This window comes from Wolbachia endosymbiont of Aedes albopictus, from assembly GCF_024804185.1.
GTDB lineage: Bacteria > Pseudomonadota > Alphaproteobacteria > Rickettsiales > Anaplasmataceae > Wolbachia > Wolbachia pipientis_B.
The window spans coordinates 335,164-356,907 of the sequence record NZ_CP101657.1; the positions used below are offsets into that span (position 1 = coordinate 335,164).

Sequence of the window (21,744 nt, forward strand, 5' to 3'; positions counted from 1 at the left end):
AATTAAAATGGGACAGTTTTTAGATTGTTGATGCTATTCAAGATTTTACTATAATTAAAGTTTAAGCCAGCGTTTCTAAGATGAATAAAGAGCTACTGAATGAAATACCTTCACTTGAAGATAAAGCGGTCTCTGAAATTGAGAATGCTTCTTCTTTACAAGATTTAGAAAAAGTCAGGCTATCATATTTGGGAAAAAAGGGTGTAATTAAAGCTTATTTTGACAACTTAAAAGAGATAGAAGACGCAGGAAAAAAGCGCAATTTAGGCGAAGTTATCAACGTTTTACGTAATAAGCTAGATCAGCTTATAATGAATAAGGAAAATGCACTAAAAGCCAAAGAAGTTAACTTTAAATTGCAGAATGAGGCGGTTGATATCACGTTGCCCGTTAGACCAGAAAAAATGGGCAAGGTCCATCCACTCAGTAAGGTTATAAATGAAGTAAAGCTTATTTTTGCACATATGGGTTTTAAAGCAGTTGATGGCCCTGACATTGAAGATGAGTTTCATGTATTTGATGCACTGAATACTCCAAGTCACCACCCTGCGCGGGAGGAGCAAGATACCTTCTACTTAAAGAACAAAATAAACAACAAAAGAATGGTGCTGCGCACTCATACCTCATCTGTGGAGATCAGAACTATGGAAAAAGCGAAAACTTTTCCGATTAAAATCGTATCTCCTGGTAGAGTATACAGAAACGACTTTGATGCAACTCACACCCCTATGTTCCATCAAATAGAGGGGTTATATGTCAATGAGAATGTCAATATGGGCCAGTTAAAATTTACTATTCATCACTTCCTTAATAAGTTTTTTGGAGATAAAGGGCTGAAGATACGTTTTCGTAATAGTTTTTTCCCTTTTACCGAGCCTTCTGCAGAAGTGGACATAAGTTATAAAGGTAGTAAATGGATAGAAATACTGGGATGCGGTATGACGCATCCCAATGTTTTTCAAAATGTTGGAATAGACCATACTAAATACAACGGTTTTGCGTTTGGTATTGGTATAGAAAGGCTTGCAATGCTAAAATATCAAATTGGCGACTTAAGGAGCTTCTATGACAACAAAATCAGCTGGCTTGATCATTACGGTTTTCATTTTTCATCTTTAAGATAAGTGATAAGTAAAACTCATACGTTCATTATACTTGCTGCAGGGCATGGCAGGCGGATGAATTCAGATTTGCCTAAGGTCCTACACAAAATAGGCGGTTTTTCCATGCTCCAGCATGTCATTTACAATGCAAAACAGTTAAATCCTGAAAATATTGCTGTTGTAGTTGATCTGCCTTTAATTGAAAGACTAAAGTGCTTTAAGGATATACAGTTAATTACACAAGAATTAACACTTGGCACGGGAGATGCAGTCAAAACTGCGATGAGAAACCTGAAAGAATTGCCAGATTCGAGCATAATTATTGTGCAGTATGGAGATACCCCACTCATAAAAAGCAGCACAATAACTAAAATGGTTAGTTGCTTAGAAGGCAAGGCTCTAGTTTGCCTAGGTTTTAGGACAAGTAATAAAGAATACGGTAGGTTAATTATTGAGAATGGTTCCTTAAGAGAAATCGTAGAAGCAAAGAGTGATAAAAATAATCACGAAGAGTTTCTTGCAAATGCTGGAATAATGGTTGCATGTGCAAAGAATTTACGTGAATTGGTGGAGAGAATAGAGTGCAATAGCTCAGCTCATGAATATTACTTGACCGATATAGTTTCCATTGCAGTGAAGAGTAATTTAAATGTCGGTCACGTTATTACCGGTGGAGAAGAGGCAATGGGAATAAATAACAGAAATGACCTTATAAAAGCTGAATTTTACTTTCAAGAAAACAAAAGAAAATTTTTTACCAACTCTGGAGTAACGCTTGTTGCTCCAGAGACTGTTTTCTTTTCTCTTGATACGCAAATTGCCAGAGATTCAGTTATTTACCCATATGGTTTTTTCGGTACTGGAGTGAAAATAGAGTCTGGTGCAAAAATACTGCCATTTTCGCATTTAGAAAACTGCTTAATTAAAAGTAATGTTGAGGTCGGTCCATTTACCAGAATACGCGGAAACACAACAATTGGTAATAAGGCAAAAATAGGAAATTTTGTGGAAGTGAAAACAAGCGAAGTTGGTAAAAACACTAGAATAAAACACTTAAGTTATATAGGAAATGCTAAAGTAGGGCAGAGGAGTAATATAGGAGCAGGCACTATTGTCTGTAATTATGATGGGAAAAATAAACATGAGACGAATATAGGGAGCAATTGCTTTGTTGGTGCCAATAGCTCACTCGTTGCACCGCTTAATGTTCATGATGACTCTGTAATTGCGGCAGGTAGTGTTATAGTTGAGGATGTACCAGAAAAAAGCCTTGCAATAGCAAGAGAAAAGCAGGTGATTAAGAGAATAAAGTAATTCGCTGTAATTATAGCAGATCTTCCTAATGACAGAACTGTTGCAAGAGCTTGTAGAATTACTTTTAGATCATAATGCAAACCCTATTCTCGAGTTTACTTAAAAGTATTTAAGTAGCTCAAAAGGAACGTCAAGTCATGTTTTTTATTTATATTGACAGCATATATGACATCGTTTACGATTAAAGTTAATAACAATAATTTATATTTATATGTTTGCAGTAATTGAGACTGGTGGAAAGCAATATTTAGTAAAAGAAGGCAGTATAATAAAAGTAGAGAAGTTAGAAGTTGAAGAAAAAAAAGAGGTAGAAATCAATAAGGTGATTTGTATTTCAAATAATGGCTTATCTTATTCATCTAATGCCACTGTTAAAGCTGAAGTATTGGAGCAGTGTAGAGGAGAAAAAATTATAATCTTTAAGAAAAAAAGAAGAAAAAATTACCGTAGAAAGACTGGTCATAGGCAGTATATAACTGTTCTTCGTATCAATGAAATTAATCTTCAAAAGTAAGAGGTAAGATATGGCAACTAAAAAATCAGGTGGTAGTTCCTGTAATGGTAGAGATTCAGCAGGTCGTAGGTTAGGAATAAAGAAGAATGGGAAGGTTATTCCTGGTAACATAATTGTGCGCCAAAGAGGCACAAAATTCCATCCTGGGAAGAATGTTGGTATAGGTAAAGATCATACGATTTTTGCCAAAGTAGAAGGCTGGGTCAGCTTTAGAAGGTCAGCAAATAAAAAGACTTTTATTGATATCTTGCCCACAGATAATATGAAAGCTTCAGCTTGAATAAATCAGGGGTCTGTAGCTCAGGTGGTTAGAGCGCACGCCTGATAAGCGTGAGGTCGGAGGTTCAACTCTTCCCAGGCCCACCATTTAGTAATTACTAACTGTGTTTTTTATAGCGGTTTTGGTATTGTATAAGCAGAAACCTAAAGCATGAGTTTATATAAAAATTTAGTAACCAGTGAGTCAGTGGCGGCTGGTCATCCAGATAAAGTAGCAGATCAAATTTCAGATGCAATACTTGATGAATACCTTTTCACTGATCCTTTTGCGCGAGCTGCAATAGAGACTTTAGTCACCAAAGATAACGTTACTATAGCTGGGGAAGTATTCGGACCTAACATCAAAAATAGCAGGATTGAAAGTATTGTACGGAATACAATAAAAGATATTGGTTATGAGCATGATGGTTTCCACTGGAGAAAAGTGAAGGTAAATATACTGCTGCATGAGCAATCAAATGACATTGCAATAGGGTTGGATCAAGGTGCTGGGGATCAGGGCATAATGTATGGCTATGCAACAACAGAGACAGAAAACCTTATGCCAGCACCCATTTTTTATGCACACTCGATTCTGAAAAATATCATGAGCGCAGTTAAAGAAGCAAAGCTTGGTCCGGATGCAAAATCACAAATCACTTTGGCATATGAGAATAACCTCCCGGTACGTGCTGAAAGTATTATTGTCTCAATACAGCACCCTGAGAATTTGGATCAATCAAAAGTAAAAGAAATAATTTATCCTTACATAGTTTCATCTTTACCTAAAGGGTGGATATGTCCTGAGAAAAATCTCTTAGTCAATCCAACTGGTAGATTTGTTATTGGTGGACCGGTTAGTGATTGTGGATTAACCGGACGAAAAATTATGGTTGATACCTATGGAGGTTATATTCCACACGGTGGAGGGGCATTTTCCGGAAAAGATGCAACCAAAGTAGATAGATCTGCAGCTTATATGGCAAGATACCTTGCTAAAAACATTGTTTTTGCCGGCTTGGCCAAACGTTGCCTTGTACAGCTCTCTTATGCAATTGGTATCTCAAAACCTACTTCATTCTACATCGATACATTTGGTACAAATACAGTAGATGAAAAGAGGATTAAAAATTTTATTGAAGGTAGCATAGATTTATCAACAAAAGGCATAATCAAGCATTTATCGCTTAATCGCCCTATATATAAACGTACAGCCTGTTATGGACATTTTGGTAAAGAGTCAGAAAATGACGGTGGATTTTCTTGGGAGAATATGGACTTATCTGCTGAGTTTTGTAGAGAACTCAATATGGAAGGTAATAGTAAAATTTCTTTAGATTGCTAAAATTTTTGATTTACAGCCTCATATTTATATACTAGCTTATTGTTGAAGTATAATTCCTTTTTCATAATCATTATACTATATTAGTGATAGTTATTATATTCAGTTTTTATTGTGAGGCTCATAAAGTGTATAACGGAATAGAAGAAGAATTCTGTAGCATAGCTATAAAAGAATCATCTGATCTTATTGATAGAATAGCAGAACATCCTTTTTATGTTGAATTGATGAATGGCAAATTAAGTTATAAGAAGTTCAAGTTCTATGTTCAACAGACTTTTTTATACTTAGTGGATTGCACTCGTGCTTTTTTAATTATTGCAGCTAGAGCTAATGATATTGAAACAATGGATAAATTAACCTTTATAGCTCGTAAAATATTCAGTATGCGAAGTCTATGTGAGGAGCAGTTTACAGAATGTAACTCATCCGATAATCACAAAAGATCGAAATCTAGTTCTGCCTTTATTGATTTCTTCATGCGTGCTGCATACCATAATTCAGTAGCTGAAGGCTTAGCAGCTTCTTATCCATGTTTTGGTATGTGTCAGATCACCTTTCAACATACGGTAAAAGATAGCATTCCTTCAAGCAATAAGTATAAAAAATGGATTAATCTCTATGATACTAATATAGTGGATAACACAGCTGATGCTATAACTGAGATTGTGAATAAGCTGTATAGAGAATCTAGTAATAAGGAGAAGAAAAAGATGCTCGAGTTTTTTCGTAACGGATTTGAACTTGAGGTAATATTCTGGGATGAGATGTATTACTCTAATATATCTAGCAAAGAATATTAGCAGCGGATTATTTATGTTAACTTGATCTTTATCGGTAACTACAGTGTTCAGTGGCATAATTAGGAGCTGTTACGGGTCAAATCTTTTAAAGGATATAATTGAGCATCCTTTTAATGTTAAGTTGGCGAATAACACCCTAAATGTAGAGAATTTCAAATTCTATGCTCAACAAAAGACGTTGTTCTTAGGTGATTATATTCGTACCACCTTAATTACTGCATCCAGAATGGAAGATTATAGTAGTATTACCTCGCTTACTGAAGTAGCCCAAAGAGTAGTGACTGTTAATAGAGTGCTATATGACTACTACTTTACTATGTACAGTATAAGTCGTGGAAAGAAATCTCTTGAGTGTTTTAATTTCACTAATTTTCTTTTATCCATCTCGTATAGTAATACCTATGAGGCTATGACGGTTTTGTATTCTTGCATGTTTATATACAAGACTGTCGTTGATAGCATGAAAAATAGATTCAAAAGAAATAATAAATATAGGGATTGGTTTTATTTTTGTTACAGTGATTCAGTAAAGTCTGGATGTATTATTTTGGAAAATATTATTGATGGATATTGCAGCAGAGCAAGAGAAAATGAAAAGAGCAAAATGCTTGAGTTGTTTAGAATAACTGCACAATTTGTGTTAGATTTTTTGAACGGTGCATATAATTTTTCAAGATTCAATCAATTTCCTAAGGAACATTGACAATTTTAAGCTAATTTGTATTCTTAGTAAGTATTTTTTAAAATGCTATGAAAAGTAAAGAACATGATTTTCATTTAGTGGACCCAAGTCCTTGGCCAATTGCTATATCAGCAGCAATTCTTATTCTTGCACTTGGATTAGTTGGTGCGCTTCATAAACAAATTTTCGGAATGTTTTGTTTAGTTCTGGGAATCTCCGCAGTATCAGGGGTGCTGTTCTATTGGTGGAGAGATGTAATAAGGGAGGCCATTTATGATAAATGTCATACTACCATTGTAAAACATGGACTCAAATTTGCAATGTACTTATTTATTCTCTCGGAGGTCGTATTTTTTATAGTGTTCTTTTGTTCATTCTTTAAAGCCTGGCTTGATCCAGTTTTTTTATTTGAGGCGTTTTCTCCTGCAAAAAAAATTGAATGGCCCCCTGGGGGAATTTTGCCACCTGATCCGTGGTCACTACCATTCATGAATACATTAATATTATTGCTTTCTGGTACAACAATTACTTGGGCAAATCACTCTTTACTTGAAAATGATAAAAAGAGCATGATTAAAATGCTGTCCATAACTATATTGCTTGGGGTTTTTTTTATAATAGTGCAAGCAATAGAGTATCATGAAGCGAGTTTTTCTCTACAAGAAACAGGAGAAAAGCTTATTTATACATCCAATTTTTATATGATTACTGGTTTTCACTGCGCACACGTTATAATAGGAATAATATTTTTATCAGTGTGTTTATTTAGAGCGTGGAAAGGCCAGTTTACACCTCAGGAACATTTGTGCTTTGAGTTTGCCTCCTGGTATTGGCACTTTGTAGATGTAGTCTGGATGTTTTTATTTTTGTTTGTCTATTGGTTAAGCGTTTATTAAGTGGTTAAAATAATAGGTCTAGATCCAGGGATAAGCAAGACGGGGTGGGCCATTATTGATCTAAACGAAAAAAATAATATTGAATTTTTGGGCGGCGGTACCATATCAACTGACAATAAGCTCAATACAGATGAACGCCTATATGTGATTTTTGAACAATTAAAGAAAGTAATTTCCCTATACTCTCCGAATGAAGCTGCGGTGGAGAAAATTTTTGTTAATAAAAATCCTAAATCTTCACTAACTTTAGGATATGCAAGAGGGGTTGTAATTTTAGCGTTAAAAATAACAAAGCTAACTATGAATGAATATGATGCAAACTATGTAAAAAAAAGCATTACCGGAAATGGCCATGCTGATAAGGATCAGATTATATTTATGGTGAAGCAAATAGTTAAAAATTTGAGTATAAAATGCCACCATGCCGCTGATGCTCTTGCTGTAGCAATTTGTCATGCTTATACGAAAGGTTCTTGTTTTGTTGAGTAACTTTTATATGAGATTCAGTTTGAAGATTTCCAGATCTGGAAAAACTATTTGATTGTATTTATCTTGTCTAACGTTCGTTGCAAAATAATACATGCGGAGATTTTATCATCTATTTTTTTCGATTTTGTGATTGATATGCCAGTAATTTTTAGTGTATGAGTTGCGATAGATGTTGAGAAGCTTTCGTCTTGTAAGTATATATTTACTTTATATTTTTTTATTATTTTATTTGCGAATTGGATTATGATTTTACACCATTTAGTTTCTTGTTCGTCCATTTTTAATGGTAGTCCTATTACCATTGATCCAGCTTCATTTTCTTTGAATATTCTATGCAGATAACCTAAATCTTTGCTCATATTTTTCCTATAATATACACTATGAACTGTGGCTATAAGCTGTGTTTTATCGCTAAATGCTATGCCTATTTGCTTTTCTCCCATGTCAAGGCACATTATGCGCTTATCTTTTGGAATAGACTTTAGAAACTCATCTGGATTTCTATGTAGCATCTATTAGACTTCCTTTAAAGTGACCTTACCCAGAAAAAGTAGAGAGAAAGTCAAGAAAATTTTTTACAAAAAGAATAATGAATCAAATTGCTCAGGAATGCAATAGACTTCTTGCATAACCCAAACTAAGTAGAAAAAAGGTATCATCCGAGTAGCTGACACTGGTTCATCTTATGGTGCAACCTCCCCTGTCATCCCAGTGCGTAACACTGGGATCTAGGTTTTTTAGAGCTATCATAGGATGACAGAAGCACACTTTGTCATCCGAGTAGCTGACACTGGGATCCAGAAGACTTAATTTCAACCAAGTGGCTGCGTAATAAAGGCTGGATTCCAGTGTCAAGCACTGGAATGACAGCAGTCCTACGTCATACCGCGATTCATTCGCGGTATCTCATCCGCTAACACGCAGCGGGATGACGAATTGCTTAACCGTCATTCCGCCACGAACCGTCATTCCGCCGCGGTATCTCTTAGCCGCTAACACGCAGCAGACCGTCATACCGCCGCGGTATCTCATCCGCTAACACGCAGCGGGATACTTGACCTTTACAGGGATGACGGTTGTTGTTTAGTTACAAACATTAAGAAATTTACCAAATGAAAAAAAAGGCAAAAGAAGCCCCGAGTAGCGAGTTTTGACTCTATATTACTGTAAGTGGCGCTGTAATAATGTGCTAACGCTTAAAATAAGCGCGATTTGGCTGAATGTAGAAAAAATAAAAAAGACATGCAGCCGCTATAATTTTATGTAATCCGCCAATAAATACCCTGAGTTTTTACTGAATTTTGTCATTGAGCCTGCAGGTCAAAAACAAGTTTTGAGTCATAAATACCCTTACTGTTATAATAAGGGGGCTGGCAAAGCTTGTCAAGTAAGTTTTTTCGTTTCTATTCCCAATGTTATATGATTATGCAAGAAGTCTAATACTCATAGTTTCAAGCATATATTGAAATATTTCATTAGCTATAGCAACATCTTGGCGCGGGGCTTTGCCGTGTTCTATAAACACAGAGATTGCGTAGCGCGGGTTATGGTAAGGACCATAAGCGATAAATAACTTATGACTTTCACCCTTAGAGTTTATCTCTGGTGTAGCGGTTTTGCCGGCAATTTGTATGCCGCTTAGCCCTTTTCTATAGTTAGAATTCACCACTTCAAACATAGCTTTTCGAATTATACTAAAATGCTCATAATCTACATCAATGTCAGGGAAATTTTGCACTGTATTACTCATTTTAATGTGGGGAATTACCTCTTTTCCTGTTGCAATCCTCGCTGCAAGAACTGCAAGCTGTAGTGGTGTTGTAAGCATATACCCTTGTCCTATAACTAAGTTGATAGTGTCACCTAAATACCACTGCGAATATAGCTTTCGTGTACGCCAATCTCTATCTGGCAACAACCCTGGAGCTTCTTCTTTAAACGTTCCAATCAGTGGCCCACTTCCAATACCAAATTTTCTGGCCATTTCTACCAGAGAGTCTACACTTATTTTTTTCCCTATATTATAAAAGTAAGTGTTGCATGATAATGCCATTGCCTCATTTAAAGATACATACCCATGGACTTTGCTTTTCAGACAACGAAATTTCCGCTCACCTATTTTCATATAGCCCTTGCACGAGAATTTCTCTTCTGGTGTTATTATCCCGTCTTTTAAACCCGCAAGCGCAACTATTACTTTAAATATTGAACCAGGTGGAATTTGATATGATAACGCACGATTCACGAGCGGCAATGAAGGAGCATTCAAGCTCTCCCAAGTCTCATTTGATAGCCTGCTAGCAAAAAGATTATTATCGTAAGAAGGTGAATTATATAATGCTAAAATTTCTCCATTATTTACATCAATTACCACTGCGGAGCCTTGGTGATCTTTAAATACCTCTGCGGTTTTCTCTTGCAGATTAATATCGATTGTCAGTTGTACATCTTGTCCGTCTTGTTGTGGTATGCTTGATAATTCTTTTATGACGCGTTTTTTAGAATTTATTTCCTGCTCAGATTTTCCTGACTTGCCTTTCAATATATGATCATATGTATATTCAATACCGCTGATTCCTACTTCGCTTATGCCTTGCTGTCTTTTTGTATATCCGATTACATGAGAACACATTGAACCAAACGGGTAATAACGTTTATAAAGAGCAGTTATTTTTTCTGACGATTTTGCTATTTTAGACTCGACTTCTGATAATGTCTGCAAATCAACTTCCTTACCAGAACCATCAAACAAAACAACATACGAAATTTTGTTTACCGCAAGTTCAATGCTATTCCTATCTAAAATTTTGCCCCGCTTAGGCATAATAGTAGCAACTCTTATTCTATTACTATTAGATAGTGCTTCGTACTTTTGTCTGTTTCGTATTTGTAAATTATATAACCTGCAACTAAAAACCGCAGAAATGGTAAGCTGAATACCACCTAATATGAATGCTCTGCGGTTGAAGACTTTGTTTTTTGTCCACATAACATTCCTTCAAAACGCACTTTTTTCCCCTCTTTTATTGTTACACTTCTGGCTTTTACCGTATTACAAACCCTTTTTTCCCACTCACTTAAGGTCACAAACTTATAACCTGATTTTTTTAGTATTTTAATAATATGAGGTAAAGCTTCAATTGTGTTTGACCTGTTATTGTGATCATGAAACAGTATAACTGCTCCATTATGTACATTACTTAAAACTCTTTCAACTAAAGTTTCTGGCTTATCACCTTGCCAATCTAGCGAATCAACTGTCCATAATATTGAATACATATTTAATTGATCAGTATTTTCAATCAGATTATCGTCATGACATCCATATGGCGGGCGAAACCATTTTACATCTTGTTTTATTGCATTTTTAATTGCTGTATTTGTCTTTTCCAATTCTTGCAATTGTTCCTCACTTGAAAGTGATGTCAACTTCCTATGCGACCAAGAGTGATTGCCTAACTCATGACCTGCTTCATGGATTTTCTTTACTATCTCATATGTTTTTTTATTTATATGTTCACCAAGCACAAAAAATGTTGCTTTTGCTTCATAGCTTTCCAGAACATTAATAATATCGTTTACTCTATTGTTGGAAGGCCCATCATCAAACGTAAGCGCAACAAACTTATCGTCGTTATTCAACAATTTTTTTACATTACTTAAATTTCTATATGATAGATCCAGATTACAACTGAGCCCACAGTATGGTAAATTAAAATTACAATCACCACAGAAAACCGCGCTTGAGTATAGCAAAAGAAAAGTTATTATCCTTATAAACATTTCATAATCAGCAAAGTGATAGGATACTATGCACTTTTTTGCTAAATTAAGCCATCTTTAATTGCTGTAGCCTTTACCTCATCACTTCTTTAATATATTGTATTAACAATTTTATATAATATATCATGATTGCAAATATAAATACCGTTGCGCTTCAGGGAATTAGCACAGTAAATGTCAATGCACAAATTCATATGGCAAATGGTATTCCAGCTTTTAATATTGTTGGATTGCCGGATAAAACTGTTGCGGAATCCAAAGAGCGCATCAGAGCAGCATTAAATTCAATCAATCTACTACTACCTCCAAAAAGAATTACAGTTAATCTCTCCCCTGCGGATTTACTGAAAGAAGGTAGTCATTATGACTTGGCTATTGCTATTGGACTACTTGTTGTAATGAATGTGATACCAGTTGAAAAAGTTCAGTCTTATATAATCATGGGTGAACTGGCTCTTGATAGCAGAGTTATTCCAGTTTCAGGTGTGCTGCCAACAGCAATTAATGCAAAAAAGGACAATAAAGGAGTAATTTGTCCGAGAGGAAATGGTGTAGAAGCTGTATGGGTGAAGAATGTTTCAATTCTGGCTATAGAGAAATTAACTGATATTATCAGACACTTTAAGGGTGAGCAATTAATTCAGCCAGTAATTTTTAATTATAGTGATGCACCCCAAGAAAAAAGATTGATTCCCGATATGAAGGATATCAAAGGCCAAGTTGTTGCAAAAAGAGCAGCTGAAATTGCAGCAGCAGGTGGGCATAATATGCTTCTTGTTGGCCCTCCTGGTACTGGAAAATCAATGCTTGCTAAGCGCTTTATAGGGTTGCTGCCTGATTTGACCGAACAGGAGATGATTGATGTTAATATTATTTCCAGCATAACAAAAACTGGTAATGAAATATTCAAAGTAACTCGCCCCTTTCGTGAACCTCATCACTCATGTTCCATGCCAGCAATGATAGGAGGAGGAAAGAATGCAAAACCTGGAGAAATTACCATGGCTCACAACGGCGTGTTATTCCTTGATGAGTTGCCAGAATTTCCAAGACTTGTGCTTGATTCTCTGCGCCAACCACTTGAAGATAGAAAAGTTACCGTTGCAAGGGCAAATGCTCACATAACCTACCCTGCAAATTTTCAACTGATTGCTGCAATGAACCCTTGCAGGTGCGGTTATTTAGGTGATGCAAGCAGATCGTGCAACAAAGCTCCAAAGTGTGGCACAGATTACAAAAACAAAATATCAGGCCCATTGCTTGATAGAATAGACATATGCATTGAAATGCCAAACGTTAGCATACTCTCTCCTGAAATCTCTGTGGAGGGAGAAAGTACTAAAATCATAAGAGAAAGAGTGATAGCAGCAAGAAAAGTTCAAACTGAGCGCTATAGTGAATTAAATATTCGTTGCAATTCAGAAGTAAGCGGTGAAGCATTTAATAAATTTACTGAACCAGATCAGGCAGGGTTAGAATTGCTAAAATACGTACTGAAAGAAAATTACATTTCCAATCGAGGCTACACACGCGTATTAAAAGTTGCAAGAACTATTGCAGATCTTGCAAAAAGTGAAGAAGTAAAAAGAGCACACATTGCTGAAGCGCTGAATTACAGAATAAGGATATATTAAAACATTAGTTTACTTGACAGATAATTTATTTCACTATATACTGCCCTTAATGAAATTTTAACATTCTATTTAAGGAGTAGAGTTATGGCATTAACAAATTATGAGTATAAAGAAGGGGATAGCATTTTTCATGCTACTTCAGAAGGATATAAACAAGCTGGTAATGAACACTGGGGAGTTACAGGTGCTGCTGGTGGGTTTGGTCAGTATATTAAGGATAATAAGTTAAGAACAGCATTATTTCCGCTTGCAGTTGCAAGTATTGTCTTTACAGCAATGCATATGAAAGCAGGCTTTGTTAGTGCAGCAGAAGCTTCTGGGTTTCTTGCTAAGACTGCCAGTTACTTTGTTGGGACAAATCAAGCAATAGCTGCTTCATTACCTGGATTTATCGGAACAGGTGTTGCTGGTCAGATAGTTGCGGGTGCCATAATGGCAATTGCTGCAGCTGCTGTTCTTTATGGAACATATCAAGTTGCCTCAAAATTAAAAGATGTTGCGGTTGAAGCATATGCAGGAAAAGAAAAAACTGCATAATAACTTCAACAAAACAAAAAGGGATAGTCTCTGTCCCTTTTTATAAACATTTTCTATTTTTTGCATCGGTTAAGTGGTGTCGTTTAAGAATCTAGTTATTATAATTAACGACACTTATTAGTATAAATATTAAGAATAAGTAAATCCCGTTTACTGTTTACGCCTATAGAAGTGAAAAGTATTTGCATATTATTAAAAAAGCGGTAACTTACTATCAAGTGAATTCGCTAAATTTGAGTAATTTAAATGTCTATTGATCTTAGTCTGCCGGAGTTACCTATATTACACCCAAGGATTACCGTTGTGGGAGTGGGTGGTGCTGGTGGAAATGCTGTGAATAACATGATCCAATCCAATTTGCAAGGAGTAAATTTTGTTGTCGCAAACACTGATGCTCAAGCGCTGGAAAAGTCGTTATGCGATAAAAAAATTCAACTGGGTATTAACTTAACCAAGGGTCTTGGTGCTGGTGCCTTGCCTGATGTTGGCAAAGGTGCAGCAGAAGAATCAATCGATGAAATTATGGAGCATATAAAAGATAGTCATATGCTTTTCATCACAGCAGGAATGGGCGGTGGTACTGGAACCGGTGCAGGACCGGTAATTGCAAAAGCAGCCAGAGAAGCAAGAGCCGCAGTTAAGGATAGGGCGCCAAAAGAAAAAAAGATATTGACTGTTGGAGTTGTAACTAAACCGTTCGGTTTTGAAGGTGTGCGCCGCATGCGCATTGCAGAGCTTGGACTTGAAGAACTGCAAAAATACGTGGATACACTTATTGTCATTCCAAATCAGAATTTATTTAGAATTGCAAATGAAAAAACTACATTTTCTGATGCATTTAAACTTGCTGATAATGTTCTGCATATTGGCATCAGAGGAGTAACTGACTTGATGGTCATGCCAGGGCTTATTAATCTTGACTTCGCTGATATAGAAACAGTAATGAGCGAGATGGGCAAAGCGATGATCGGCACTGGAGAGGCAGAAGGAGAAGATAGAGCAATTAGTGCTGCAGAAGCTGCAATATCCAATCCATTGCTTGACAATGTATCAATGAAAGGTGCTCAAGGAATATTAATTAACATTACTGGTGGCGGAGATATGACTCTGTTTGAAGTTGATGCTGCAGCCAATAGAGTGCGTGAAGAAGTAGATGAAAATGCAAATATAATATTTGGTGCTACTTTTGATCAAGCGATAGAGGGAAGAGTTAGAGTTTCTGTTCTTGCAACTGGCATTGATGGTCGCAATAATAAATCAGAAACTTCACCTATAAGTCAGAGTGAAGACTCAGAGAAAGAGAAATTTAAGTGGCCCTATAGTCACAGTGAAAGTATGCAAGACAAAACACTGGAAACAAAACCAACTGAACAGGTAAGCGAAGGAGCTAAATGGGGCAGCAATGTTTATGATATACCGGCTTATTTAAGAAGAAAAAAATAATGCAACTTTGGCTACTCAAGTCAGAGCCAAGTGAATATTCATGGCAAAAAATGGAAAAGGAGCAGGTAGTTGAGTGGGATGGCGTGCGCAATTATCAAGCTCAAAATTACATGAAAATTATGAAAGTAAGTGATCTTGCGTTTTTTTATCATACAGGTAAAGAGAAAGCAATACTTGGAATCGTTGAAGTATTTAAAGAGTATTATCATGTTAATGATCACAAGTTCGGATTAGTGAATGTAAAGTTTTTGAAACCTTTAAATAACCAAGTAACGTTAAATAATATAAAACAAAACCCACTTTTGAAAAATATGGCTATATTAAAACAACCACGTTTATCAATTGCCCCAGTTTCGGAAATTGAATGGAATGAAATAATAAGCATGAGTGATGTGTAACACCCTGTCATCCCAGTGCTTGACACTGGAATCTATAGTTCTCCTTTTATGGTCACGCACACAACTGTACAAATGTTGCGATTTGAAAGTAGTCTCTGCTAGGAAGGATGTCATCCCAGTGCCCAGACACTGGGATCCAGGAATTTTGATTTTAAATGAGTGCACCAGATGGTTGTATAATAAAAACTGGATTCCAGTGTCAGCTACTTGCATGACACCCTTACTGGTGCGTTACTCATGTTAGAAGTAAATGTTCTTGATGAGAGATGGCGCAGCATTACAGATGATCCAGAGGGTTTTGTATTAAATATTATAAACACTTCTCTAAAAGAATTAAAAATAGACCACTATAAACCAAATATATCAATAGCTCTGGCTGATGATGACTTGCTACATCAACTTAACTTAAAATTTAGAGAAATGGATAAGCCAACTAACGTGCTATCATTTCCGTGTGAACAATTGTCTAATGAGTGCGATTTAGGAGACATAGCAATTTCAATAGACACAATAAAAAGAGAATCGCATGAGTATTGTATACCCATTCTTGCTCACATTGCACACATGTTAGTGCATGGATTACTGCATTTACTTGGTTATGATCACCAAAAAAAAGATGAAGAAATTATAATGCAAAATCTAGAAAGAGAGATTTTAGCTTCGCTTGGCTACAATATGTGTGCGATTTAAAAGGAATTTAATAAAAATATAGTAGATGATAATAAAATATGTTATCTACAAAGGGTTTTAGCTATAAACAATAAAAGGTAAGTGATATGGTTCAGTTTTCTTTGCCAAAGAATTCTAAAATTAATCAAAAGGGCAAAATTTATCCTATTCCTGCTAGAGCAAAAAACATCAGAAGATTTCAAATTTACCGTTGGTCTGCTGATGACGAGAAAAACCCTAGAATAGACATATTTTTTATTGATATGGATAGTTGTGGCCCTATGGTACTTGATGCATTAATAAAAATAAAGGATGAAATAGATTCGACTTTAACTTTCAGACGTTCTTGTAGAGAAGGCATATGTGGATCTTGTGCCATGAATATTGATGGAACCAATACTCTTGCATGTACTAGATCTATACACGATATAAAAGGTGACGTAAAAATATATCCATTACCTCACATGTATGTGATAAAGGACCTAGTCTCGGACTTGAGCCAATTTTATGAGCAATACAAATCAATTAAACCTTGGTTACAAGCAGATAAGCCTGCCCTACCAAATAAAGAATACTCTCAATCTCCTAAAGATAGAAAAAAATTAGATGGCTTGTCCGACTGTATATTATGTGCTTGCTGTTCGACTGGTTGCCCAAGCTACTGGTGGAATAGTGATAAATTTTTAGGACCAGCAATACTATTACAAGCCTACAGATGGATTGCTGACAGCCGTGATAATAAGACAGGTGAAAGACTTGATGTTTTAAACGACCCATTCAAGTTGTATCGTTGTCATACAATAATGAATTGCACAAAAACTTGTCCTAAAGGACTTAATCCAGCAAGAGCAATAGCGAAAGTAAAACAGCTCATGGTAGAGAAAGAAGGAGTTTAAGTATCATCTTTTGCATTCTTCGTAAGAGAACAGCAAACCTTCCGAAGCGTAGGGTATTGTTAATACCCTGAACGCTTTTCCATTCGTGAAATGCATCGTATCATCATACGATGCAAATAATTTTTTGAATAACTCATGTCTTTGGTTACTAATAGTTTGAAAATCCTCTTTTTTTAAAAGCTTTTTAGATTCGAAGAGGTAAAGCATAACTTCATGATAAGTTGGATAAGATGCCAAAAATTTTGGGTCAAATTGAAAAGTTTTTATGAAAGCATTATTATAAAATTTTAGCTTTTGATTCTTACTATATATTACTATAGCAACCGGCAACCTCTCAAGCAAATTTTTCTGTGTAGCTAAATAACTGTTTAATTCAGTATATAATTTCTCTGCATCACTAACATCTTTCCCATACATTACTATGCTACCAGAACCTTGTATTGGAATTTTAACAAAATCGAAAACCTTAGGTTCGTTCTTGTAAGTTACGACATGCCTTCCTGGTTTTGTGCTATGAGCGCTACTGGTAATAGCAAATTTCTTAGAGCCATCTACATATTTATCATAAAACAAATTATAAAATTCTACCTTTCTATTCTTGTTATATTTTAGTATTGGAAATGGTAAAGAGTTGAAAACATTTTTATAGCTCTCCACTTCTTGTGTAAGCTTACTATTTTCTAGCTCAAGTCCGTGAGCTTTTATTTTACAGTCTGAAACATTCCTTATCCATAACAGCACACCAATCACATTGTTAGAATCATCTATTATACTTCTGCCATAACATATGCAATAAACCTCACTGTCTTTTGACTTTAAATCTAGAGTAAAAGATTTATTTATTTCCTTTGCCTCAGCAAAATTTTTAATTAAACTTTCTGATTGCTCAAAAAAATTCACAAACTCATTAAATGAGTAAAAAACAGTATTAAGCAAAGTTAGTAAGTTGGGAGAGAACTTTTCTATACGCTTTTTTGCATCCCAAATATAAAACCCATCATTCACAGTATCAATTAAATTATTTATGATAACATTTCGATGTTGTAAGTTCTTAATCTTATTACTAATTTTTAATTTAGAATAAGAGAGAAAGAATAATATTAGAATCAATATTAAAACCACTTCATACAAAAAAAACATAGCACTTCTAAAACAGATGTAAAAACTTGTAACCGCTCAGAATTATGCTGAAGAGTTATATAAGTAAAGATTGCCTAACATTTGAAAGCCCAATCTCTTATAAAGGTTTACAGAAGGTTTCATACAATGTGCTACTATATATTTGCATTCAAGCTGTTTAGCTATCTTTATTCTTTCTAAAACCATTTGGGTACCTATTCCACGATTCCTGTAAATTGGTAAAACTCCATCACTATAAAAACCAGCTACACTGTCTTGAACATAAAGACCGCATGTCCCAATAATTTCACTATTTAGTGTTACAAGAAAAAATCTTAATCTTGGGTTTTCATCATCATAATTTGATAATCCGCGAAAAAATGTGCTGACAATTCCAACGCCATGATAAAAAATTTTAGAAGTGTGTAAATCTAACTGTTCTAAGAGGTCGCTACCATTTACAGCATTTAACCTTAAGTTTGGAATAACATCAGCAGGTAAAAAGTAATTTTTCATATTAAGTAAAGCTTTTTTTGGTGTGCTAACGTGTTTTATTTCACACTTTTCTAAAATATCTCTTATTTTCATATGTGAATTTATTACCCATGTTGCTTCTATATCTCTTGTTCTAAGATAATCTAGAGTTTTTTGTATAGAAAGCTCGGTACATTGATCTCCACAGAACACAAAATTAAATAATGACTCCCTAGTACCATTTATTGTAAATGTAACGTTATCAAATTCATCGTGTACTTCCCACTCAGATAAATTCGCTGTGTACAGTATATAATCCTTTAAATTTTGAACAATTAAGCTTGAATAATAAATTTTTTTATCCTGCATACATCAACAATAAACAATAAAAGGCTCCTATAAGAACACAGGCTAAAATTGCAGCTATAATGTCATCTAGCATAACACCGAAAGGACCTTTGGTATTTTTATCGATCAAATTTATAGGCCACGTTTTTATTATATCAAAAAACCTAAAAGAAAAAAAGCACAACAACAATAAAGAGCAATTCATTTCCTGGCTTAACAATATCGAAACTAAAAGTATTGTCAGCAATTGACCAACTACTTCGTCAATTACTACCTCTTTTGGATCACATGAAGTCTTGTAGTGTTTTATATAATTGCCTATAGACCATAGTCCAATCAAAAATAAAAAAAAAATAATTGCTGCACCTAACATTCTGTCACTCAGTATCACAGGAGCAATTGGATAAGAAGCTAAGCTGCCTAAGGTACCTGGCATTTTTTTTACTGTGCCAGACAGCCACCATGTTGATATCAATTTATATAAAAATTTCACAATACACCAAAGTACAAAACTAATTTACAAGAACAGAAATAGTATCCTCTATAGAGGCGCTTTCATACAATAATCTATAGACCGCTTCACATATAGGCATTTTTATCTTTAGCTTTCTTGCTAAATTAAATATGGGTTCAGCAGTGCTAAAACCTTCAATCACTGACTTGCCTTCTGACAAAATCTGCTGAACATTAAAGCCATTGTCACTATTACCTATTTTAAACCCAAAAGATAGGTTTCTTGAATTCAAGGATGTGCATGTCATAATTAGGTCACCCAGACATGCCGGTCCAAGTAGTGTATTTATATCCACATTACCGTTACCAACTTTTGCTGAGTATAAAGCCTTAATTTCGCTTACACTTTTCGTAATCAATGCTGCATGAGCATTAAACCCAAGTTTACTACCTAGAACAATCCCACACGCTATAGCAAAAACGTTCTTTAACGCTGCACAAACCTGTATCCCTATAACATCGCTACTAAGGCGTAATTTAACATTTTCTTGCTGTAGTTCTGATACTAGCTTTGAACCCAATATGTTATTTCGGCATGCAAGAACCATTGAATAGGGTAATTTTCTTGCAACTTCTACAGCAAAACTAGGGCCTGAAAAAATAGCAATAGGATTGTTAGGTAAAACTTCATTTACTATTTCACTAGGTAATTTTAATGTAGACTTTTCTATTCCCTTACAAGCTAAAATTATTGCTACATCTTTTTTCAGATTACAATTATGCAATTGCTGACATACCTCCCTCAGAGATTGAGTGGGAACAGCGAGGATTGTTACTGAAGCATTAATTGTGTCTTCAATAGCCAATTTTACTGACACATTATCAGAAATTCGACAACCGGGTAGCTTGTCACTTTCTCTTTTCCCGTTGATTGATTCAAATGTAGTTTCATTGCGAGTCCACAAAATCACATCTTTCTTACTACCTAATGAAATTGCGATTGCTGTACCCCATGCACCAGCACCTAAAATTGATATTGCCACACAATATTCCTGAAAGTATTACTTATACTTTAAAACAGTAGGGTAAGTAAATTAAAAATATAACACAGACATATAGAATAGTTAAATATTTATTAAACGAAGTATTCTTTTAATAATAGTAACTTTAATTCAATATTTACTAAAAATATTATTACTACCATGTATATCTATTATATTTTAGATCTATTTATATAACTTTGGAACAATATATTTACTATTAATTAATAAGTGTAATTTTGATCATTTGTTAATAAAAATTTGATTTATTACTTTCCTTAGTTATATATATTACTAAAATTATAAATTATTTATGGGGTGTAAAATATGCGTATATTATTAATTGAGGATGATCAAGTAAGTGCAAAGACTGTGGTTAATGCCTTAACTTCTGATGGACACTTCTGTGACGTTGTTACTTCTGCACAAGATTATAACAATAATATGGTTTCCTCAAATGGAGATTACTATGACCTAGTTATTTTAGATATACACTTGCCTGGTGATATTGATGGATATGATATATTGTTAAGACTAAGAAGTGCAAAAATCAAAGTTCCTGTCTTAATACTTTCATGTATATCCGCTGTCAATCACAAAGCTAAAGGGCTTGGGTATGGTGCCGATGATTACTTAACCAAGCCATTTCATAAAAGCGAGTTATTAGCTCGAATTAAGGCCATAGTGCGTCGTACTAAAGGCCATCCTGAATCGGTGATAAAGATTGGTAATATAAATATCAATTTTGATCACAGGATTGTTGAGGTGAAAGGTAAAACGGTTCACCTTACTAATAAAGAGTATTCTATGATAGAATTGCTAGCATTGCGTAAAGGAACAGTACTAACAAAAGAAATGTTCTTAAATCATCTTTACAATGGCTTGGATGAACCTTCAGATAACAAGATAGTTGATGTTTTTATGTGCAAATTACGTAAGAAACTTGAAAGTGCAAATGATGGAAAAAGCCACATAGAAACCGTTTGGGGCAGAGGGTATGTTCTGAAAGAGTATATTGATGATGAAGAATATTCTAATGTTAATGTAGGCGAAAGTAGTGATGGCTATCAAGCAGAACAAGTGAAGGACAACGCATGAAATGCCTACACTTAAATATAGCATGGCTTATATCGCACGTATCATGTGACGCCTAGGTGAAATATAAGCCGAGTTCTGTTTATGTAGCTATTTATCTGGAGTAAATGTTACCATTTACCTCATGCGATTTACCCGAGTAGATATGAGAAAAACATAAAATCTACTTCTATTTAATCTTGCTCCTAGTGTTGGTTACTTGACTACCAATGTTGCCATTGCCATGGTGTGCTCTTACCACACCTTTTCACCCTTACCTAAAATATTTTAGGCGGTAATTTTCTGTAGCCCTATAACTGGAGTTACCTCCGGCGGGCGTTACCCGTCACTATTTTTCCTTGGAGCCCGGACTTTCCTCTGCTATGTTTATCACACAACAGCAGCTACTTATTTCACCCAGGAATTATACTTTAACATGAAAATCACAAAAGCAAAAGACAATTTCCTAACAGCC

General features: G+C 35.1%; 25 protein-coding genes, 1 tRNA gene, 1 other RNA gene and 1 pseudogene. 19 read left to right on the forward strand and 9 right to left on the reverse strand.

Annotated features, from left to right (window positions below; genetic code table 11):
- Nucleotides 1-80 precede the first annotated feature (80 nt).
- The 10 genes from pheS to ruvC all read left to right on the forward strand — a co-directional run bounded on the left by pheS (nucleotide 81) and on the right by ruvC (nucleotide 7,401).
- Nucleotides 81-1,124 (forward strand): phenylalanine--tRNA ligase subunit alpha, encoded by a 1,044-nt coding sequence (gene pheS / locus NHG98_RS01660; protein ID WP_096617070.1) that lies wholly within the window; start codon nucleotides 81-83, stop codon nucleotides 1,122-1,124.
- A complete protein-coding gene (gene glmU / locus NHG98_RS01665; RefSeq protein ID WP_096617068.1) occupies nucleotides 1,125-2,417 on the forward strand; it encodes a bifunctional UDP-N-acetylglucosamine diphosphorylase/glucosamine-1-phosphate N-acetyltransferase GlmU in 1,293 nt (430 codons plus the stop codon). It abuts the gene before it with no gap.
- Nucleotides 2,418-2,628: 211 nt separating this feature from the next.
- On the forward strand, nucleotides 2,629-2,931 hold the full coding sequence (gene rplU, locus NHG98_RS01670; RefSeq protein WP_096617066.1) for a 50S ribosomal protein L21: 303 nt from the start codon (nucleotides 2,629-2,631) through the stop codon (nucleotides 2,929-2,931).
- 10 nt (nucleotides 2,932-2,941) lie between these two features.
- Complete coding sequence (rpmA, locus tag NHG98_RS01675) at nucleotides 2,942-3,211, forward strand: 50S ribosomal protein L27 (RefSeq protein ID WP_096617064.1); 270 nt, start codon at nucleotides 2,942-2,944, stop codon at nucleotides 3,209-3,211.
- 9 nt (nucleotides 3,212-3,220) lie between these two features.
- Nucleotides 3,221-3,297 (forward strand) — tRNA-Ile (locus tag NHG98_RS01680).
- Between the two features lie 64 nt (nucleotides 3,298-3,361).
- Nucleotides 3,362-4,534 (forward strand): methionine adenosyltransferase, encoded by a 1,173-nt coding sequence (metK, locus tag NHG98_RS01685; RefSeq protein WP_096617062.1) that lies wholly within the window; start codon nucleotides 3,362-3,364, stop codon nucleotides 4,532-4,534.
- Nucleotides 4,535-4,659: 125 nt separating this feature from the next.
- Nucleotides 4,660-5,334, forward strand: a complete 675-nt coding sequence (locus tag NHG98_RS01690) for a TenA family protein (RefSeq protein WP_096617060.1) — start codon at nucleotides 4,660-4,662, stop codon at nucleotides 5,332-5,334.
- A gap of 121 nt (nucleotides 5,335-5,455) precedes the next feature.
- On the forward strand, nucleotides 5,456-6,037 hold the full coding sequence (locus NHG98_RS01695; RefSeq protein ID WP_259245483.1) for a TenA family protein: 582 nt from the start codon (nucleotides 5,456-5,458) through the stop codon (nucleotides 6,035-6,037).
- A 47-nt stretch (nucleotides 6,038-6,084) separates the two neighbouring features.
- Nucleotides 6,085-6,912, forward strand: a complete 828-nt coding sequence (locus NHG98_RS01700; RefSeq protein ID WP_096617056.1) for a cytochrome c oxidase subunit 3 — start codon at nucleotides 6,085-6,087, stop codon at nucleotides 6,910-6,912.
- Nucleotides 6,913-7,401 carry a crossover junction endodeoxyribonuclease RuvC gene (gene ruvC, locus NHG98_RS01705; RefSeq protein ID WP_096617054.1) on the forward strand — a complete coding sequence of 163 codons (489 nt, stop codon included), beginning with the start codon at nucleotides 6,913-6,915 and terminating at the stop codon, nucleotides 7,399-7,401.
- 44 nt (nucleotides 7,402-7,445) lie between these two features.
- On the opposite strand, the gene ruvX is transcribed toward ruvC, so the two are convergent.
- A complete protein-coding gene (ruvX, locus tag NHG98_RS01710) occupies nucleotides 7,446-7,913 on the reverse strand; it encodes a Holliday junction resolvase RuvX (protein ID WP_096617052.1) in 468 nt (155 codons plus the stop codon).
- Nucleotides 7,914-8,189: 276 nt separating this feature from the next.
- On the opposite strand from ruvX, the pseudogene NHG98_RS06505 reads away from it, so the two are divergent.
- A pseudogene (locus tag NHG98_RS06505) lies at nucleotides 8,190-8,270 on the forward strand (WPE palindromic element domain-containing protein); the annotation flags it as partial.
- Nucleotides 8,271-8,307: 37 nt separating this feature from the next.
- Here the strand turns inward: NHG98_RS06505 and NHG98_RS01725 are convergent.
- The 3 genes from NHG98_RS01725 to NHG98_RS01735 form a co-directional block, all read right to left on the reverse strand.
- The gene (locus NHG98_RS01725; protein ID WP_259245486.1) at nucleotides 8,308-8,433 is read right to left on the reverse strand and encodes a hypothetical protein; all 126 of its coding nucleotides are present in this window, start codon (nucleotides 8,431-8,433) and stop codon (nucleotides 8,308-8,310) included.
- 391 nt (nucleotides 8,434-8,824) lie between these two features.
- A complete protein-coding gene (locus NHG98_RS01730; RefSeq protein ID WP_096616557.1) occupies nucleotides 8,825-10,390 on the reverse strand; it encodes a penicillin-binding transpeptidase domain-containing protein in 1,566 nt (521 codons plus the stop codon).
- Nucleotides 10,345-11,184, reverse strand: a complete 840-nt coding sequence (locus NHG98_RS01735; protein WP_096616559.1) for a polysaccharide deacetylase family protein — start codon at nucleotides 11,182-11,184, stop codon at nucleotides 10,345-10,347. Before NHG98_RS01735 ends, NHG98_RS01730 begins: the two co-directional genes overlap by 46 nt.
- Nucleotides 11,185-11,309: 125 nt before the next feature.
- Between NHG98_RS01735 and NHG98_RS01740 the strand changes: the two genes are divergently transcribed.
- The 7 genes from NHG98_RS01740 to NHG98_RS01770 all read left to right on the forward strand — a co-directional run bounded on the left by NHG98_RS01740 (nucleotide 11,310) and on the right by NHG98_RS01770 (nucleotide 16,761).
- Nucleotides 11,310-12,818, forward strand: coding sequence for a YifB family Mg chelatase-like AAA ATPase (locus NHG98_RS01740; protein WP_096616561.1), 1,509 nt, complete (start codon nucleotides 11,310-11,312; stop codon nucleotides 12,816-12,818).
- 84 nt (nucleotides 12,819-12,902) lie between these two features.
- Entirely contained in the window at nucleotides 12,903-13,355 is a 453-nt protein-coding gene (locus tag NHG98_RS01745; RefSeq protein ID WP_096616563.1) for a hypothetical protein, read from the forward strand.
- Nucleotides 13,356-13,601: 246 nt separating this feature from the next.
- Nucleotides 13,602-14,798 carry a cell division protein FtsZ gene (gene ftsZ, locus NHG98_RS01750; protein WP_096616566.1) on the forward strand — a complete coding sequence of 399 codons (1,197 nt, stop codon included), beginning with the start codon at nucleotides 13,602-13,604 and terminating at the stop codon, nucleotides 14,796-14,798.
- On the forward strand, nucleotides 14,798-15,196 hold the full coding sequence (locus NHG98_RS01755; protein ID WP_096616568.1) for an EVE domain-containing protein: 399 nt from the start codon (nucleotides 14,798-14,800) through the stop codon (nucleotides 15,194-15,196). Before ftsZ ends, NHG98_RS01755 begins: the two co-directional genes overlap by 1 nt.
- Entirely contained in the window at nucleotides 15,189-15,440 is a 252-nt protein-coding gene (locus NHG98_RS01760) for a WPE palindromic element domain-containing protein (RefSeq protein WP_096616570.1), read from the forward strand. Before NHG98_RS01755 ends, NHG98_RS01760 begins: the two co-directional genes overlap by 8 nt.
- Nucleotides 15,434-15,886, forward strand: coding sequence for an rRNA maturation RNase YbeY (gene ybeY, locus NHG98_RS01765; protein ID WP_096616572.1), 453 nt, complete (start codon nucleotides 15,434-15,436; stop codon nucleotides 15,884-15,886). Before NHG98_RS01760 ends, ybeY begins: the two co-directional genes overlap by 7 nt.
- 86 nt (nucleotides 15,887-15,972) lie before the next feature.
- On the forward strand, nucleotides 15,973-16,761 hold the full coding sequence (locus tag NHG98_RS01770) for a succinate dehydrogenase iron-sulfur subunit (protein WP_096616574.1): 789 nt from the start codon (nucleotides 15,973-15,975) through the stop codon (nucleotides 16,759-16,761).
- 3 nt (nucleotides 16,762-16,764) lie between these two features.
- Here NHG98_RS01770 and NHG98_RS01775 read toward each other — a convergent pair whose 3' ends face one another.
- The 4 genes from NHG98_RS01775 to NHG98_RS01790 are packed head-to-tail and all read right to left on the reverse strand — an operon-like array spanning nucleotide 16,765 to nucleotide 20,198.
- A complete protein-coding gene (locus NHG98_RS01775; protein ID WP_096616576.1) occupies nucleotides 16,765-17,901 on the reverse strand; it encodes a hypothetical protein in 1,137 nt (378 codons plus the stop codon).
- 42 nt (nucleotides 17,902-17,943) lie between these two features.
- On the reverse strand, nucleotides 17,944-18,723 hold the full coding sequence (locus tag NHG98_RS01780) for a GNAT family N-acetyltransferase (RefSeq protein WP_096616578.1): 780 nt from the start codon (nucleotides 18,721-18,723) through the stop codon (nucleotides 17,944-17,946).
- Complete coding sequence (locus NHG98_RS01785; RefSeq protein WP_096616580.1) at nucleotides 18,713-19,195, reverse strand: phosphatidylglycerophosphatase A family protein; 483 nt, start codon at nucleotides 19,193-19,195, stop codon at nucleotides 18,713-18,715. Before NHG98_RS01785 ends, NHG98_RS01780 begins: the two co-directional genes overlap by 11 nt.
- Nucleotides 19,196-19,214: 19 nt before the next feature.
- The gene (locus tag NHG98_RS01790; RefSeq protein ID WP_096616583.1) at nucleotides 19,215-20,198 is read right to left on the reverse strand and encodes an NAD(P)H-dependent glycerol-3-phosphate dehydrogenase; all 984 of its coding nucleotides are present in this window, start codon (nucleotides 20,196-20,198) and stop codon (nucleotides 19,215-19,217) included.
- 324 nt (nucleotides 20,199-20,522) lie between these two features.
- Here NHG98_RS01790 and NHG98_RS01795 point away from each other — a divergent pair, with 324 nt between their 5' ends.
- Nucleotides 20,523-21,293, forward strand: coding sequence for a response regulator transcription factor (locus tag NHG98_RS01795; RefSeq protein WP_096616586.1), 771 nt, complete (start codon nucleotides 20,523-20,525; stop codon nucleotides 21,291-21,293).
- Nucleotides 21,294-21,342: 49 nt separating this feature from the next.
- On the opposite strand, the gene rnpB is transcribed toward NHG98_RS01795, so the two are convergent.
- An RNA gene (gene rnpB / locus NHG98_RS01800) (RNase P RNA component class A) lies at nucleotides 21,343-21,689 on the reverse strand.
- Between the last annotated feature and the right edge of the window lie 55 nt (nucleotides 21,690-21,744).